A 15311-nucleotide genomic window follows, 5' to 3' on the forward strand; every position below is an offset into this window, starting at 1 on the left:
AAGGAAGAACTGTTTTGGAAAGCACCGCTCAGATTGTCCCGGTGGCGCCGGGCACGCCCGAGAAGCCCTATTTCGGCATCGACATCCCGCTGATGCGTCATCTCGGCCTGCAGCCCGTGCAGATGGAAGAAGGCCTGTGCCGCACGCGCCTGCCGGCCAGCCCGTTCCTGGTCAACAGCCGGGGCGACGTGCACGGCGGCACCTTGATGGCCACGCTGGATTTCACGCTCAGTGGCGCCGCGCGCTCGCACGCGCCGCTGGAAACCGGCGTGATCACCATTGATATGTCCACGCACTTCCTCGCCGCCGCGCGGGGCGAGCTGCACCTGGAAGCGCGTTGCATGCGGCGCGGGGCGCGCATCGCGTTTTGCGAGGGCGAAGTGAAGAACGGTGCTGGTGAAGTGGTTTGCGTGGCGCGCGCGGCGTTCAAGCTGGTGCCGCTGAGCAGCGGCGGGAACTGAAGCTTCAGGCCTGGCTCGGTGCCGGCCGGTAGACCTGCGCGAAGCGGGCCTGCTGGACGATGCCGTAGTCGTTCGGCGCGTACTGCATCAGCCAGTCGCCGGCCGCGCCGTGCAGCACGTCGCCTCCGGCGGAGCGGGCGATGCTGAAGGCTTCGTCCATGCGTTTGGCCAGCACCACGCCAGGGATGTTCTGGTAGGCGCCGTCCTGGCCGTGCGTGCCGGCTTGCAGGGGATCGTACTTGGGGTCGAAGCGCTCGCGGGATACGACCCAGCGGTCGCCGGTGGAGCCGGTGATGATCGCGTCGCCGGGTTGGTAGCGGTTGGGGCCTTCGAGGCTGATGAGTTCGCCGGGTTCTTTGGCGAAGGCCACCTGGACTACTTCGTGTTTTTGGTAGAGGGCGGCAGCGGGGTCGGTGCGCAGGTCGATGTGGGCTAGGGTAGGCATGGCGTGGCGGATGTCAGGCTGGGGCGCAAATCATACCGCTGGTTCGCTCGCGCTCCCACTTGTGGGCCGGGGGAGCCCGGAGGGAGAGGGAGCGACAGCCGCCGTCATGGCGCGCGGTGTTTGCCCATTCGTCGACTCGGTTCAATGCCGCTGGTTTGCTCCCCTCTCCCACTTGTGGGAGAGGGGCCGGGGAGAGGGCGGGCGCTCGATATGCCGTCTGCTGGACAAAACCGAGGGCTTTGCTTCAAGTGGCTCCTAGCTAAGCCACCCCTCTCCCCAGCCCTCTCCCCTGAGGGGAGAGGGAGCGACAGCCGTCGTCATGGCGCGCGGCCTTGGCCTGTTCGGCGGATTCGTCCGGCGCCACTGGCTTGCTTCACCCCAGCACCCGCGGCGCAAAGCCGTGATTGAGCGGCCCGTTGCCCGCTCCAAGCGCAAAATCCGCGCCCGCCACAATCGCATCGGCCACGAAATCCAGCGCCACCTCCACCGCATCTTTCAGCGCATCGCCCCGCGCCAGCTGGGCGGCAATGGCCGCCGCCAGCGTGCAGCCTGTGCCATGCAGGTTACGGGTGTCGACCCGCTGATGTGAAAACACGCGCACGGTGCCGTCGGCGCCCAGCAGCAGGTCGTCCAGCCCGGCATCCGCAGGATCCAGGTGCCCACCCTTGAGCAGTACCGCCGGGCAGCCCAGCGCGACCAGGTCGCGTGCGGCCTGCTCCATTTCGTCGCGCCGGGTGATCTTGCGGCCCAGCAAATAGGACGCCTCAGGCAGGTTGGGCGTGACCAGCACGGCGCGCGGGAACAGCAGGCGCACCATGGCCTGGGTGGTGGCGTCGTCCGCCAGGGTGGCGCCGGAGGTGGAGATCATCACCGGGTCCACCACCAGCTGGCGGATGCCATGGCGGTCCACCGCGGCGGCTACCGCTTCGACGATGGCGGCCGTGCCCAGCATGCCCGTCTTGGCCGCATCCACGCCGATATCGCTGGCAACCGCGTCGATCTGGGCCGCCACCATGTCGGCCGGGATGGCGTGCACGCCGGTCACGCCGAGCGTGTTCTGCGCCGTGATGGCGGTAATCGCGCTCATGCCGAAGCAGCCCAGCGCGGCAAAGGTCTTGAGATCGGCCTGGATGCCCGCGCCGCCGCCGGAATCGGAGCCGGCGATGGTCAGGGTGCGCGGGGGGCGGTGTGTCGTCTGGGTCATGTATCGGACGGGCGGCAAATAAAAATCGTGTGGGTGGCAATGCGCGGCGCCTTTTGGCAGGCTACAATACCGCCACTCCGAGGAGCGTTGCAACGAATGGGCCTTATTGTGCCATTCGCCAGGCTCGGACTGTCTTCAACGGCGCTCGCTGATCCGTGGCACACACACGGAGGCGAGTCGACCTATCCGCCCGTTATGCAATGGCCTTGGTTTTCACCATCCTTGCATGGCGCGGCCGTATTTCCCCGCACTCGTCCTTCGTCGCCACTCTTCATCGGAGTGAAACATGAACGCAGTGACTGACCTGAAAAACGATTACCTCGTGGCCGACCTGGGCCTCGCCGGCTGGGGCCGCAAGGAAATCGCAATTGCCGAAACCGAAATGCCCGGCCTGATGGCCATCCGCGACGAGTACGCCGCTGCCCAGCCCCTGAAGGGCGCGCGCATCGCCGGCTCGCTGCACATGACCATCCAGACCGCCGTGCTGATCGAGACGCTGGTGGCGCTCGGCGCCGATGTGCGCTGGGCTTCGTGCAACATTTTCTCCACCCAGGACCACGCTGCCGCGGCCATCGCGGTTTCCGGCACGCCGGTGTTCGCCTTCAAGGGCGAATCGCTGAAGGAATACTGGGACTTCACCCACCGCATCTTCGACTGGAAGGATGGCGGCACCCCGAACATGATCCTGGACGACGGCGGCGATGCCACGCTGCTGCTGCACCTGGGCGCCCGCGCCGAGAAGGATGCATCGCTGATCGCCAACCCGGGCAGCGAGGAAGAGACCTTCCTGTTCGCCGCGATCAAGGAAAAGCTGGCCAAGGACCCGTCCTGGTACAGCCGTAACCTGGACGCCATCAAGGGCGTGACCGAGGAAACCACCACCGGCGTGCACCGCCTGTACCAGATGGCGCAAAGGGCGAGCTCAAGTTCCCCGCCATCAACGTCAACGACTCGGTGACCAAGAGCAAGTTCGACAACCTGTATGGCTGCCGTGAATCGCTGGTGGACGGCATCAAGCGCGCCACCGACGTGATGATCGCCGGCAAGGTTGCGCTGGTGGCCGGCTACGGCGACGTGGGCAAGGGCAGTGCGCAGGCACTGCGTGCCCTGTCGGCCCAGGTGTGGGTGACCGAAGTCGACCCGATCTGCGCACTGCAGGCCGCGATGGAAGGCTACCGCGTGGTGACCATGGAATACGCTGCCGACAAGGCTGACATCTTCGTCACCTGCACCGGCAACTACCACGTGATCACCCATGACCACATGGCCAAGATGAAGGACCAGGCCATCGTCTGCAACATCGGCCACTTCGACAACGAGATCGACATCGCCTCGCTGGAAAAGTACGAGTGGGACGAGATCAAGCCGCAGGTCGACCACGTGGTCTTCCCGGCAGTTGGCGACCAACCCAGCAAGAAGATCATCATCCTGGCCAAGGGCCGCCTGGTGAACCTGGGCTGCGGCACGGGCCACCCGTCGTACGTGATGAGCAGCTCGTTCGCCAACCAGACCATCGCCCAGATCGAACTGTGGCAGGAACGCGAAAGCGGCAAGTACCCGGTCGGCGTCTACACGCTGCCCAAGCACCTGGACGAGAAGGTCGCGCGCCTGCAGCTCAAGAAGCTGAACGCGCAACTGTCCGAGCTGACCGAGCAGCAAGCAGCTTATATCGGCGTGAAGAAGGAAGGCCCGTACAAGGCCGATCACTACCGTTATTGATTCGCTGATCAGCGGTTGATCTGCAGTTGATCTTTGTTTGATCCGTTTCCGATCGACCGCCAGCTCGTCAACCCGCGGCGCCCGCGCGCCGCGGGCCTCCTGCCCCGAATCCGTTATCCGTCTTGCCCAAGCGAAGGAGCCGTCATGAGATTGTTGGCCGTCTGGATCATCAACGCCGCCGCGCTGTTCCTGGTGGGTAGCCTGATCGATGGGATTCATCTTGGCGGCTTTGGCTCGGCCATGATCGCGGCGCTGGTGCTTGGCCTGGTGAACACCTTGATCCGCCCGATCCTGGTGATCCTTACCCTGCCGGTGACGCTGCTGACGCTTGGCCTGTTTATCTTCGTGATCAACGCGCTGCTGTTCCTGTTCGTGGGCAAGCTGCTGGCCGGTTTCGTGGTCACCGGCTTTGGCGCGGCCCTGCTCGGCTCGATCCTCTACAGCGTGATTTCCTGGGCACTGTCGAGCGTGCTGCTCGGCGAACGCCGCAGCGCCTGACGCCGTCCGGCGTCCCATGCCAATTTTTCAGCGCGCCGCGCCATAGGCGGCGCGCCACCATCATGCAAGACCGCTACTTCAGCTTTGAATTCTTCCCGCCCAAGACGGCGGAGGGCGCCGAGAAGCTGCGCAACACGCGTGCGCAGCTCGCTCCGCTGCAGCCCAAGTTCATCTCGGTGACCTTCGGCGCCGGCGGCACCACCCAGCAGGGCACGCTGGATGCCGTGCTGGAGATCCAGCGCGAAGGCATCGAGGCCGCGCCGCACCTGTCGTGCGTGGGATCCTCGCGCGAGAGCATCCGCGATATCCTCAAGACCTACCGCGAGGGCGGCATCCGCCACATCGTCGCGCTGCGCGGCGACATGCCGTCGGGCATGGGCGAGATCGGCGAGTTCCGCTATGCCAACGAGCTGGTGGCGTTCATCCGCGCCGAGACCGGCGACTGGTTCAACATCGAGGTGGCGGCTTATCCCGAGTACCATCCGCAAGCCAAGTCGCCCCGCCACGATCTCGAGAATTTCGTGCGCAAGGTCAAGGCTGGCGCCGACTCGGCCATCACCCAGTACTTCTTCAACGCCGACGCGTACTTCCGCTTTGTCGACGACGTGCGCGCCATGGGCGTGGACGTGCCGATCGTGCCGGGTATCATGCCGATCACCAATTCCTCGCAGCTGATGCGCTTCTCCGAGATGTGCGGCGCCGAAGTGCCGCGCTGGGTGGCCAAGCGCCTGGAAGGCTTCGGCGACGACCGCGAGTCGATCCGCGCCTTTGGCCTGGACGTGGTCACCGCGCTGTGTGAGCGCCTGCTTGCGGCCGGCGTGCCGGGGCTGCATTTCTATACGCTCAACACGGCCAGCGCCACCAAGGCCATCTGGCAACGCCTGAAGCTCTAAGGCACCTGCCTGCCCGAAGCGCGATGCCCGCCCGCCGCCCCGACCCTTTCATCGACCACCTGCTCGAACTGATGGGGCCGCTGGCGGCGCGCATCGGGCCTATCACCGCGCGCCGCATGTTTGGCGGCCACGCGCTGTACTACGACGGCCTGGTGTTCGCGCTGGTGCTGGGCGGGCGCTGCTTCCTGAAGGTGGACGACAAGACGCGCGGCCGCTTCGAGGCCGAGGGCGGCGAGCCGTTTCGCTACAGCCGTAATGGACGCGAGATCTCCATGCTGCATTACTTGAGCGCGCCACCGGCCTGCCTGGAATCGGCCGAGGCCATGACCACCTGGGCACGGCTGTCGGTGGAATCCACGCTGCGGCTGGCCAACCAGGCCGGCTGAACGGCTGAAACGCCGCTACGCAGTGGCATACTTTGGCCCATGGCCACCGTCACCGCCACGTTTCGTTTCTACGAGGAACTGAACGATTTCCTGCCGCGCGCGCAGCGCGGCCGGGATTGCGTATGCGCCTGCGCGCGCGCCGCCACCGTCAAGCACATGATCGAGGCGCTGGGCGTGCCGCACACCGAGGTCGAGCTGATCCTGGTGAATGGCGAGTCATGCGGCTTCGAGCGCCTGCTGCAGGATGGCGACCGCGTCTCGGTCTATCCCCGCTTCGAAGCCTTCGACATCACACCGTTGCTGCGCGTGCGCGCCGAGCCGCTGCGCACCACGCGCTTCGTTGCCGACGCCCACCTGGGCGGGCTGGCGCACCTGCTGCGCCTGACCGGCTTCGACACCCTCTACGACAACCACTACGCCGATAGCGAGATCGAGGCCATCGCCATGCGCGAGGGCCGCATCGTGCTCACGCGGGACCGCGAGCTGCTCAAGCGGCGGGGGTCACCCATGGCTGCTACGTGCGCGCCATCAAGGCCACGCCGCAACTGCGGGAGATCTTCGCGCGGCTCGACCTGGCCCGCAGCGCGCGACCGTTCTCGCTGTGCCTGGACTGCAATGTGCCGCTGCAACGGATCGACAAGGCCGAGGTGGACGGGCGCGTGCCGGCGGGCGTGTTTGCGCGGCAGGAGCGGTTTGTGACGTGCGGTTGCTGCCAGCGAGTGTTTTGGGAGGGGTCGCATTGGCGGCATATGCGGGATCTGGTGGATGAGTTGGTGCCTGGGGGAGGTTTTTAGTTGGGTGCTGTTTGTGTTTGATTGAGCGGTGATGGCTCTTGGACCCAACAGCCGTACGACATCCCCCTGCGGGGGCTGCCGGTCACTCTTCTTTGCGTCGGCAAAGAAGACTAACGAGAAGAAAGCCGACCCTGCCGGGGGCAGAGCCATCGCGAGTGCGCAGGACGCTGGTTTCGTCGTACGGCCACAGTACTGCTGACATCTGCCGTTACCGGCTCGTAGGGCATCGCAATGGCATGACCCATGGGTTTCGTCGTGGGGCCCCTGACCTCGTTTGCGGTGCCCATTCGCACTTCTGCCGTTACCGGTGCAAAGCACCACGACACATCCCCCGTCAATGGTTTCGTGGTGGGGCGGGCGCGGTGGTCAAGGTCTCGGGCTTATCAACCCCGTGCCACCGCGCCCACGACGGAACCGGTGCGCCTGCAACTTCGTGGCCGGCCAATTCGCGAGCGACAGACGGCTTGAAGCAAGTGATGCCTGCTACCGGGGGCCCCACCACGCATCCCGGAGGCTGGCAGGTTCGTGGCAGGTCAAACCGGTACCGGCAGAAGCCCGCCGGCACTCTGGGCCGTACGACGAAACCATCGAGATTCGAAAGCCTTATTGCTCTGCTCCCGGCAGGGCGGCTTTCTTCTCGTTAGTCTTCTTTGCCGCGCAAAGAAGAGTGACCGGCAGCCCCCGCAGGGGGATGTCGTACGGCTTTTGGGTGCAAAAACCAACGCCGATCAAAGAAACAGCGACCAACCCCGCAACGGGATGTATCACCAATCCCTCAAAACACCCCCCTCACTAACCACCCAATCCATCGGCAAATCATGCTCCTGCGGCACCAGCGCAATCCGGCAGGCCTCATGGCCGATGCCGATCGCCACCGGCGCGTTCCCGCCGGCAGCCAGCGCCGCCAGCGTGCGGTCATAGAACCCGCCGCCATATCCCAGGCGGAACTTATCCCCGCTGAAACCGACACATGGAATCAGCAGGACGTCAGGCTGCAAGGGCGGCGTGCCGTCCGGCACCGGAATGCCGTAGTGCCCGGCAACCATCGGCGTAGCCGGCTCCCACAGGTGGAAATCCAGCGGCGCGCCCGGCCGGCTCACCACCGGCAGGGCCGCTTGGCGCCCGGGGGCGCCGGCCAGCCAGCGCGAGACCACGCCACGGGCGTCGAACTCCTGCTGGATCGGCCAGTAGAAGCCAAGGCGATGCACGGGCAGGCGCTCCAGTAGTGCGGCCAGCGCGGCTTCGATGCCGGCGTCGGCGGCGCTGCGCTGCGCCAAGGCGCCGCGCAGCGCCAGCAGCTGGCGCCGCAGCGCCGCTCGCTGCATGCCGGGATCAGGCTTTCCGGACTCGCCGGAGGGGCTGCGAACGTCGTCGCTGGGCATGGCTGCGTGGGATAATGTCTGTAGTTGACCAAACATTGCACGGTCGGATGCGCGCCCTCGAAAGGTGTTGTCCGGCCGTCACAACAAGGAAGAAGAATGCCGAAGGGAGTATATCCGCAGCGTGCGGCCAAGGCCGCCCTGGCGGCGATCGCGTGCGCACTGCTTGCCACGCCGGTATTTGCGCAGAAACGGCCCCAGCCGCAACCCCAATCGCAGTCGCTCGCCATCCCGAGCGACCCCGACGACGCTTTCGTGGCGCTGCGCGACGCCGCGCGCAAGAACGACGTGGCACGCACCGACGCCATCTCGGCCACGCTGGTGGACTACCCGATCTCGTCTTACGTCGAGTACTTCCGCATCAAGCCGCAGATGTTCGATGCCAGCGGCCTGGCCCGCATCGATGCCCCCGACGACCAGGTGCGCGCCTTCCTGCAGCGCTACAAGGGCCAGGCCATTGCCGACCGCATGCGCAATGACTGGCTGCTGGTGCTGGGCAAGAAGCGCGACTGGGCCAATTTCGATGTCGAATACCCGCAGTTCGTGCTCAAGGACGATACGCAGGTCGAGTGCTACGCGCTGCTGTCGCGCGCGCTCAAGGGCCAGAACGTGGCGGCGGATGCACGCGCGGCGCTGAGCGATCCACGCTACTACGGCGAAGGTTGTGTCGACCTGATCGGCTACCTGGCCCAAAGCAAGCAGATCGAGCCGAGCGACGCGGCCTTCCAGGCACGCCAGGCGCTGGAGCAGAACTATGTGACGCTGGCCGGGCGCATCGCCGCCACCGTGCCCGACGCGCGCGGCGACAGCGACGCCCTCGCCACCGTGGTCAAGATGGCGCGCAACGATCCCTCCCAGGCCGCGGCCTACCTCAGCGCCAACGCCGGCAGCCTGTCGCGCGAGGAGCAGGGCGCTGGCTGGGGCGTGATCGGCCAGTTTGCCGCCAAGAAGCTCGCGCCCGAGGCGGCCGGCTACTACCGCCGCCAGATGGACCTGGGCGGCAACCAGTGGCTGTCAGACGAAACGCAGGAGTGGCGCGTGCGCGCCGCGCTGCGCCAGGGCGACTGGAGGCAGGTGCGCCAGGCGGTGGAGCTGATGCGCCCCGAGCTGCGCGCCAAGGACCCGGCCTGGACGTACTGGTACGGCCGCGCGCTCAAGGCGGACAACCGCGGCGCCGAGGCCGAGAAACAGTTCCAGTCGATTGCCGGCCAGTTCAACTTCTATGGCCAGCTGGCCAGCGAGGAACTGGGCAATCGCATCGTGCTGCCGGCACGCACGGCGGTCAGCGATGCCGAGGTCAATGCCATGCGCACCCGCCCGGGCTTCCTGCGCGCGCAGAAGCTCTATGACCTGAACCTGCGCTTCGAGGGCAACCGCGAATGGAACTGGGAGCTGCGCGGCATGACCGACCGCCAGCTGCTGGCCGCTGCCGACTACGCCCGCCGCATCGAGCTGCTGGACCGCGCCGTGAACACGGCCGACCGCACCCAGGCCGAGCACGACTTCTCGCTGCGCTTCCTGATGCCGTACCGCGACATCATGCAGCGCGCCACCGATGACGTGGGCCTGGACATGGCGTGGGCCTATGGCCTGGTGCGCCAGGAATCGCGCTTCATCATGAACGCGCGCTCCTCGGCGGGGGCCCATGGCCTGATGCAGGTGATGCCGGCGACCGCCAAGTGGGTGGCGCGCAAGATCGGCATGAGCGATTTCTCGCCCTCGATGATGAGCGATCCCAATATCAACATCCAGCTCGGCACCAACTACATGAGCATGGTGTTTACCGACCTGGACAGCTCCTGGACGCTGGCGTCGGCCGCCTACAACGCTGGCCCGGGCCGTCCCAAGAACTGGCGCTCCAGTTTGCCGCGCGCGGTCGAGGGTGCGATCTTCGCCGAGACCATTCCGTTCTCGGAGACCCGGACCTACGTGAAGAATGTACTGTCGAACGCCACGTACTATGCTGCATTGATGAGCGGCCGGCCGCAGTCGCTCAAGGATCGCCTGGGCGTGGTGTCGCCGTCGCAGGTCACCACGACCAGCCTGCCCTGAGGTTTTAACGCCTTAGAGGCAGCGCGGTCTGCAGGCCGATGCGGCAGCCGGCGCGTGCTCCAGCCCTGGAGCACGCGCCAGTCGTCCCATGCCACGGAGAGATCCATGCAGACCAGCAACGTTCTAGTGATCGGAGGGGCCGGCTTTCTCGGCAGCCACCTGGTGGCCCGGCTGGCGGGCGTTGCCACCGCGTCGGCCACGCCGCTGGAGCCGGGCACCGTCGTGGAGCCGCCTCTCGACCCCGAGCGGATCGTGGTCGCCACCCGCGACGCCGAGCATGCGCAGCACCTGCTGCTGTTGCCGCGCGTGGAGGTGATCGAGCTGGACGTGAGAAACGATGTCGCGCTGAATGCCGCCATCGGCACGCTGGGCACCGACGGCATCGTGGTCAACCTGGTCGGCATTCTCCACGGCGAACGCGCCGAGCCCTACGGCGCTGCCTTTGCCGCGGCGCACGTGGACCTGCCGCGGCGCATCGTCGAGGCCTGCCGCAGCACGGGCGTGCGCAGGCTGTTGCACATGAGCGCGCTGGGCGCCGACAGCGCCGGCCCGTCGATGTACCTGCGCAGCAAGGGCGACGGCGAGCGCGTGGTGCGCGAGAGCGCTCTGGACTGGACCATCTTCCGTCCGTCCGTGATATTTGGCCCCGACGACCATTTCCTCAATCTGTTCGCCCATATGCAGGAACTGGCGCCGGTGGTGCCGCTCGCCTGCGCGCAAGCCAGGTTCCAGCCGGTGTACGTGCAGGACGTGGCGCAGGCCATGGTCAACGCCATGGCGACCCCGGCCACCATCGGTCACGCCTACGACCTGGCGGGGCCGCAGGTCTATACGCTAGAGGAGCTGGTGCGTTTTGCGGGCCGCGCCAGCGGGCACCCGCGCCCGGTCCTGCACCTGCCCGACGCCCTGGCCCGCGTGCAGGCAGCCATCCTCGAACATATGCCGGGCGCACCGGTGATGACGCGCGACAACCTGGACTCCATGCGGCTCGACAATGTCATGCACGGGACGATTGCGCCCGAGCTTGGGCTGCGCCAGCCGGTGGGGCTGGAGGTGGTGATGACCGATGTGCTGGCGGGCCGCGGGCACGAGAGCTTCATGCTGGGACTGCGGCGCAGCGGGTACCGTTGAGCGGCAGGCAGGGCCGGCGCGGCCCGGTTCGGCCTTGCGCTTGTGACCTGGATTCACATCGCTGCGAGCGTAATTCGCTGGAGGCGCTCTGCGCGGCTGGCTACAATGGTTCGTTCGCCGGGATGTGGTTCCGCCCGCACGCTTCGCGCTGCGGCTTGCCCCGGCCGCTCCCTCCCCCACGTTTCCTGCAAGGATTTTGCGATGAAGCTCGTCATCGGCAACAAGAATTACTCTTCCTGGTCGCTGCGCCCCTGGTTGCTGATGCGGCAGGCGGGCATTGCGTTCGAGGAGGTCAAGGTGCGCTTGTTCGTGGCCGGATTTGACGAAGCGATTGCCCGGCACTCGCCCGCTGGCAAGGTGCCGGTGCTGGTCGATGGCGATATCTCCGTATGGGACTCGCTGTCGATCGCCGAATACCTGGCCGAGGCCTTTCCCGAGAAGCAGCTCTGGCCGGCCGACCGTGCCGAGCGCGCGCACGCGCGCTCGATCTGCGCGGAGATGCATTCGGGCTTCGGCAACCTGCGCAGCCAGTTGCCGATGAACGTCACCGCGGTGCTGCCGGGCATGGGCTGGAACGTAGCGGTACAGCGCGACGTGGACCGCGTCGCCGCGATCTGGTCAGGCCTGCGCGCACGCCACGCTGGCGCCGGCCCGTTCCTGTTCGGCACGTTCACCATCGCCGACGCATTTTTCGCGCCTGTGGTCAGCCGCTTTGCCACCTACGGCATCCACCTGCCCGACGCCGCCAAGCAATATGCGGACTTTATCCTGGCGCTGCCGGCCATGCAGGCATGGATCGCCGATGCCCATGAAGAGCGCGATTTTGTCGCCTCCGACGAGCCCTACCGTCTCGTCCCCGATCGCGCCGACGCGGTCGTGATCAACCATTGAGCTCGTCCATGCAGGTCTATGCCGTAGGCGGAGCCATCCGCGACGCCCTGCTGGGCTTGTCGAGCCAGGACCGCGACTACGTGGTGGTGGGCGCAACCCCGGCCGAGATGGAAGCCGAAGGCTACAAGCCGGTAGGCAAGGATTTCCCCGTTTTCCTCCATCCCAGGACCCGGGAGGAATACGCGCTGGCCCGCACCGAGCGCAAGACCGCGGCGGGCTACAAGGGCTTTTCGTTCTATTGCGCACCGGACGTGACGCTGGAAGACGACCTGGTGCGGCGCGACCTTACCATCAACGCCATGGCGCAAGCGGTGGGCGATGACGGCGCGCTCACCGGCCCCGTGATCGATCCCTACGGCGGGCAGCCCGACCTTGCCGCACGGCTGTTCCGCCATGTGTCGGACGCTTTCGCCGAAGACCCGGTGCGGATCCTGCGCGTGGCGCGCTTCGCGGCGCGTTTTGTCGATTTCACGGTAGCGACGGAGACGCTGGTGCTGATGCGCCGGATGGTGGAAGCCGGCGAGGTCGACGCGCTGGTGGCTGAGCGCGTCTGGCAGGAACTCGCGCGCGGCCTGATGGAGGCGCGGCCCTCCCGCATGTTCGAGGTGCTGCGCGAATGCGGCGCGCTGGCGCGGCTGCTGCCCGAGCTGGACCGGCTATGGGGCGTGCCGCAGCGGGCCGATTACCACCCGGAGGTGGATACCGGCGTGCATGTGATGATGGTGGTGGATACCGCTGCCGCGATGGGCGTCTCGCTGCCGGTGCGCTTTGCCGCGCTGGTGCACGACCTGGGCAAGGGCACCACGCCAGAGGATGTGCTGCCGCGCCATCTCGGCCACGAGCAGCGCAGCGTGGAATTGCTGGAGGCGGTTTGCAAGCGGTTGCGCGTGCCGACCGAGTGCCGTGACCTGGCGGTGGTGGTGGCGCGCGAGCACGGCAATATCCATCGCTCCGAGGCGTTTGGCGCTGCCGCGCTGACGCGTTTGCTGGAGCGGTGCGATGCCCTGCGCAAGCCGGCGCGGTTTGCCGAAGCGCTGCAGGCTTGCGAGGCGGATGCGCGAGGGCGGCTTGGGTTTGAAGACCGGGCGTATCCGCAGACGGCGCGGCTGTTGATGGCGTTGGAGGCGGCGGCTTCGGTGGATGCGGGGGCGGTGGCGCGGGAATGCGCTGGTAATCCGGGCCTGATCAAGGATCGGGTGCATGCGGCGCGGGTGGCGGCGGTGGAGGCGCGGCTCGCGGAGTAGGGGAGGTGTCGTGCTGGACCAAACCGTTGGCCTCGGTTTTCGTGGCTCCTAGCCAAACCACCCCTCTCCGCGGCCCTCTCCCCATGAGGGGATAGGGAGTAAACACCGTCGTCGTTCCAGGCGGCTTCGGCGCATCCTGTCAGCTTCGTTTGGCACCCGGGGCTTGCGCGTTTGCGCTGGCCCGTGGTGTTCAAATCCCAACAGGGTGCTCCCCCTCCGCCTGGCGGGAGAGCAACCGTGTCAAGTGGGGTCGGGGGAGAGGGCGGGCGTTGGATGTGGCGTTGGCCTGCTTGACGTCAAAAGGTCAAAAGCTCAACGGCTTAAAGTCAAAGGCAGTTTCACCTCCCCTGCGGGGAGGCGACCTACTTTCTTGTCTCGCCAAGAAAGTAGGCAAAGAAGGCGACCCGGATGGGGCGAAAGACTCCTCGTCGGCAGGCAAAAAGAGCGGCCGGGGGCCAAACTCACATCGCCTTAGGGCGATGCTCAGACATGGGTCCCTCTTTTCCGCTCTTTTGGCTTGCCGACGAGGCGCCGCATAACGGGAGATGAAAACCTTGACGGCTCGCTGCGCATCGCGGGCGGGTGATTTCCGCCTGGCCGGCGGAAATCACGGCTACACCGATTGGTTCTCTATTCCCGTCGGTTTGCTCCCCTCCCCGCCTGGCGGGAGAGGGGCCGGGGAGAGGGCGGGCGGTCGCAGAGGCGATATCCGCCACCATGCCGCGGCGTCCTCAGGCGCTAGAACAACTTCCCAATCACCAACGCCACCATCGACAATAGAATCGTCGAAGCAAACGGCAACACGAACTCCCGCCCGAACAACCGAAACCGCAAATCCCCCGGCAGCCGCCCCAGCCCCAGCTTCTGCAGCCAGGGCAGCGCCGACGACAGCACGACGACGGCGAGGAAGATGGTGAAAGTCCAGCGCAGCATGGCGGCGTGCCTAGAGGATAAAGGGTGGGATTCGGTGGCAGGACTATAGCGCGTGGCTGCGATCGCCGCGTGCGAAGCCGGCCAGCGGCAGCGCCGCATCGAAGTCGCGGGTCAGCGCGATGACCTTGAACAGTTCGCCCATCTCGGCCTCCGACAGCAGCTTTTGCACAGCGTTGGCGGCGGGCAGGAAGTTGCGCGTGTCGTTGGGGTCCAGCGCCATCAGCAGTTCGGTGATGCCGGCATTCATCAGGAAGCGCGCCTGCGAGGCGAAGCCGGCCACCGTCAGCCCGGCATCAGCCGCGGCGTGGGCGATGCCGCTGAAGTTGACGTGGGCGGTGATGTCCTGCAGGCCGGGGTAGAGGAAGGGGTCCGGGTGGGCGTGATGGCGGTAGTGGCACATCAGCGTGCCGCCGACGCGCTGCGGATGGTAGTACTCGGCGGCGGGGAAACCGTAGTCGATCAGGAACACCGCCCCGCGCGTGAGCATCGTGCCCACCGCCCGCATGAAGCCTTCGGCCTCGGCGTGGGTTTCGGTGACGATATCGTGGTCGCCGGCCACGGCGTGCAGCGCCTCGGGCAGGGCATCTGCCGCCAGGGGGCGGTCGGAGAAGACAAAGGCGGCGTCCGCTGCGTCCGCTTGATCGGCATCGTCATCCCGGCGGGCTACGCCGCGCTCCAGCCAGCGGCCATGGCTGCGGGCGAACAGCCTCACCGGCATGGCGTCCAGCACTTCGTTGCCGACCACGATCCCCTCGAAATGCTCGGGCAGCGTATCCAGCCAGGCGACGCGCGGGGCCAGGTGCGGCGCGCGCGCGGCCAGCGTGGCCTGCTGGCGCGCGCGCAGCTCGCCGGAGAGCTCGACGATGGCGTAGCGCTCGGGCAACTGGCCTTCCTGCTCCAGGGCCAGCAGCAGGTCGGCGGCGAGCCGGCCGGTGCCGGCGCCGAATTCCAGGACCTGCGACAGGCCTTGCGCCAGCAGGGGCGCGAACTGGCGCGCAAGCGTACGGGCGAAATACGGGCTGAGCTCGGGGGCGGTGATGAAGTCGCTGCCATCGCGCGCGTCGCGGCCGAACTTGGCGGCGCCGCCGCTGTAGTAGCCCAGCCCGGGCGCATATAGCGCAAGCGCCATATAGCGGTCGAAACCGAGCCAGCCGCCCGCGTCGTCGATAGCCTGGCCGATGTGCGCGGTCAGCGCGGCGGACGCCGACAGTGCGTCGGCGGGGGAAGGGTAAACTAATGCCTTTGTGCATACCGCGATTGTAGCAATGCCAGCCTCCGAAT

12 protein-coding genes, 3 pseudogenes and 1 riboswitch are annotated in these 15311 nt (G+C 66.7%); of the genes and pseudogenes, 10 read left to right on the forward strand and 5 right to left on the reverse strand.

The window, feature by feature from the left end; translation table 11 throughout:
* The first annotated feature begins 14 nt into the window (after window positions 1–14).
* Complete coding sequence (locus OMK73_RS30275; protein WP_267605270.1) at window positions 15–461, forward strand: PaaI family thioesterase; 447 nt, start codon at window positions 15–17, stop codon at window positions 459–461.
* 4 nt (window positions 462–465) lie between these two features.
* Here OMK73_RS30275 and OMK73_RS30280 read toward each other — a convergent pair whose 3' ends face one another.
* Both OMK73_RS30280 and thiD read right to left on the reverse strand, forming a co-directional pair.
* A complete protein-coding gene (locus tag OMK73_RS30280; protein ID WP_267605271.1) occupies window positions 466–906 on the reverse strand; it encodes a PGDYG domain-containing protein in 441 nt (146 codons plus the stop codon).
* Between the two features lie 373 nt (window positions 907–1279).
* On the reverse strand, window positions 1280–2110 hold the full coding sequence (gene thiD / locus OMK73_RS30285; RefSeq protein ID WP_267605272.1) for a bifunctional hydroxymethylpyrimidine kinase/phosphomethylpyrimidine kinase: 831 nt from the start codon (window positions 2108–2110) through the stop codon (window positions 1280–1282).
* Between the two features lie 73 nt (window positions 2111–2183).
* Window positions 2184–2264, forward strand: a riboswitch (S-adenosyl-L-homocysteine riboswitch).
* A 132-nt stretch (window positions 2265–2396) separates the two neighbouring features.
* On the opposite strand from thiD, the pseudogene ahcY reads away from it, so the two are divergent.
* The 5 genes and pseudogenes from ahcY (at window position 2397) to OMK73_RS30310 (ending at window position 6400) form a co-directional block, all read left to right on the forward strand.
* Window positions 2397–3829, forward strand: a pseudogene (gene ahcY / locus OMK73_RS30290) (adenosylhomocysteinase).
* A gap of 144 nt (window positions 3830–3973) precedes the next feature.
* The gene (locus tag OMK73_RS30295) at window positions 3974–4327 is read left to right on the forward strand and encodes a phage holin family protein (RefSeq protein WP_150989950.1); all 354 of its coding nucleotides are present in this window, start codon (window positions 3974–3976) and stop codon (window positions 4325–4327) included.
* A gap of 62 nt (window positions 4328–4389) precedes the next feature.
* Window positions 4390–5220: a methylenetetrahydrofolate reductase [NAD(P)H] gene (metF, locus tag OMK73_RS30300; protein WP_267605274.1), complete on the forward strand. Its 831-nt coding sequence runs from the start codon at window positions 4390–4392 to the stop codon at window positions 5218–5220.
* Window positions 5221–5243: 23 nt separating this feature from the next.
* Window positions 5244–5606: a TfoX/Sxy family protein gene (locus tag OMK73_RS30305; RefSeq protein ID WP_267605275.1), complete on the forward strand. Its 363-nt coding sequence runs from the start codon at window positions 5244–5246 to the stop codon at window positions 5604–5606.
* Window positions 5607–5645: 39 nt separating this feature from the next.
* Window positions 5646–6400: pseudogene (locus tag OMK73_RS30310) on the forward strand (Mut7-C RNAse domain-containing protein).
* Between the two features lie 764 nt (window positions 6401–7164).
* On the opposite strand, the gene OMK73_RS30315 reads toward OMK73_RS30310, so the two are convergent.
* Window positions 7165–7725 (reverse strand): 5-formyltetrahydrofolate cyclo-ligase, encoded by a 561-nt coding sequence (locus OMK73_RS30315; protein ID WP_267606568.1) that lies wholly within the window; start codon window positions 7723–7725, stop codon window positions 7165–7167.
* A 153-nt stretch (window positions 7726–7878) separates the two neighbouring features.
* On the opposite strand from OMK73_RS30315, the gene OMK73_RS30320 reads away from it, so the two are divergent.
* The 4 genes from OMK73_RS30320 to OMK73_RS30335 all read left to right on the forward strand — a co-directional run bounded on the left by OMK73_RS30320 (window position 7879) and on the right by OMK73_RS30335 (window position 13097).
* The gene (locus tag OMK73_RS30320) at window positions 7879–9831 is read left to right on the forward strand and encodes a lytic transglycosylase domain-containing protein (RefSeq protein WP_267605276.1); all 1953 of its coding nucleotides are present in this window, start codon (window positions 7879–7881) and stop codon (window positions 9829–9831) included.
* Window positions 9832–9936: 105 nt separating this feature from the next.
* Window positions 9937–10962 (forward strand): complex I NDUFA9 subunit family protein, encoded by a 1026-nt coding sequence (locus OMK73_RS30325; RefSeq protein ID WP_267605277.1) that lies wholly within the window; start codon window positions 9937–9939, stop codon window positions 10960–10962.
* A gap of 201 nt (window positions 10963–11163) precedes the next feature.
* Window positions 11164–11853, forward strand: a complete 690-nt coding sequence (locus OMK73_RS30330) for a glutathione S-transferase family protein (protein WP_267605278.1) — start codon at window positions 11164–11166, stop codon at window positions 11851–11853.
* Between the two features lie 8 nt (window positions 11854–11861).
* A complete protein-coding gene (locus OMK73_RS30335; protein ID WP_267605279.1) occupies window positions 11862–13097 on the forward strand; it encodes a multifunctional CCA addition/repair protein in 1236 nt (411 codons plus the stop codon).
* Between the two features lie 738 nt (window positions 13098–13835).
* On the opposite strand, the gene OMK73_RS30340 is transcribed toward OMK73_RS30335, so the two are convergent.
* Window positions 13836–14030, reverse strand: a complete 195-nt coding sequence (locus OMK73_RS30340) for a DUF2905 domain-containing protein (RefSeq protein ID WP_267605280.1) — start codon at window positions 14028–14030, stop codon at window positions 13836–13838.
* Between the two features lie 43 nt (window positions 14031–14073).
* Window positions 14074–15280: pseudogene (locus OMK73_RS30345) on the reverse strand (class I SAM-dependent methyltransferase).
* Between the last annotated feature and the right edge of the window lie 31 nt (window positions 15281–15311).

The organism is Cupriavidus sp. D39, from assembly GCF_026627925.1.
In the GTDB taxonomy this organism is placed as follows: domain Bacteria; phylum Pseudomonadota; class Gammaproteobacteria; order Burkholderiales; family Burkholderiaceae; genus Cupriavidus; species Cupriavidus ulmosensis.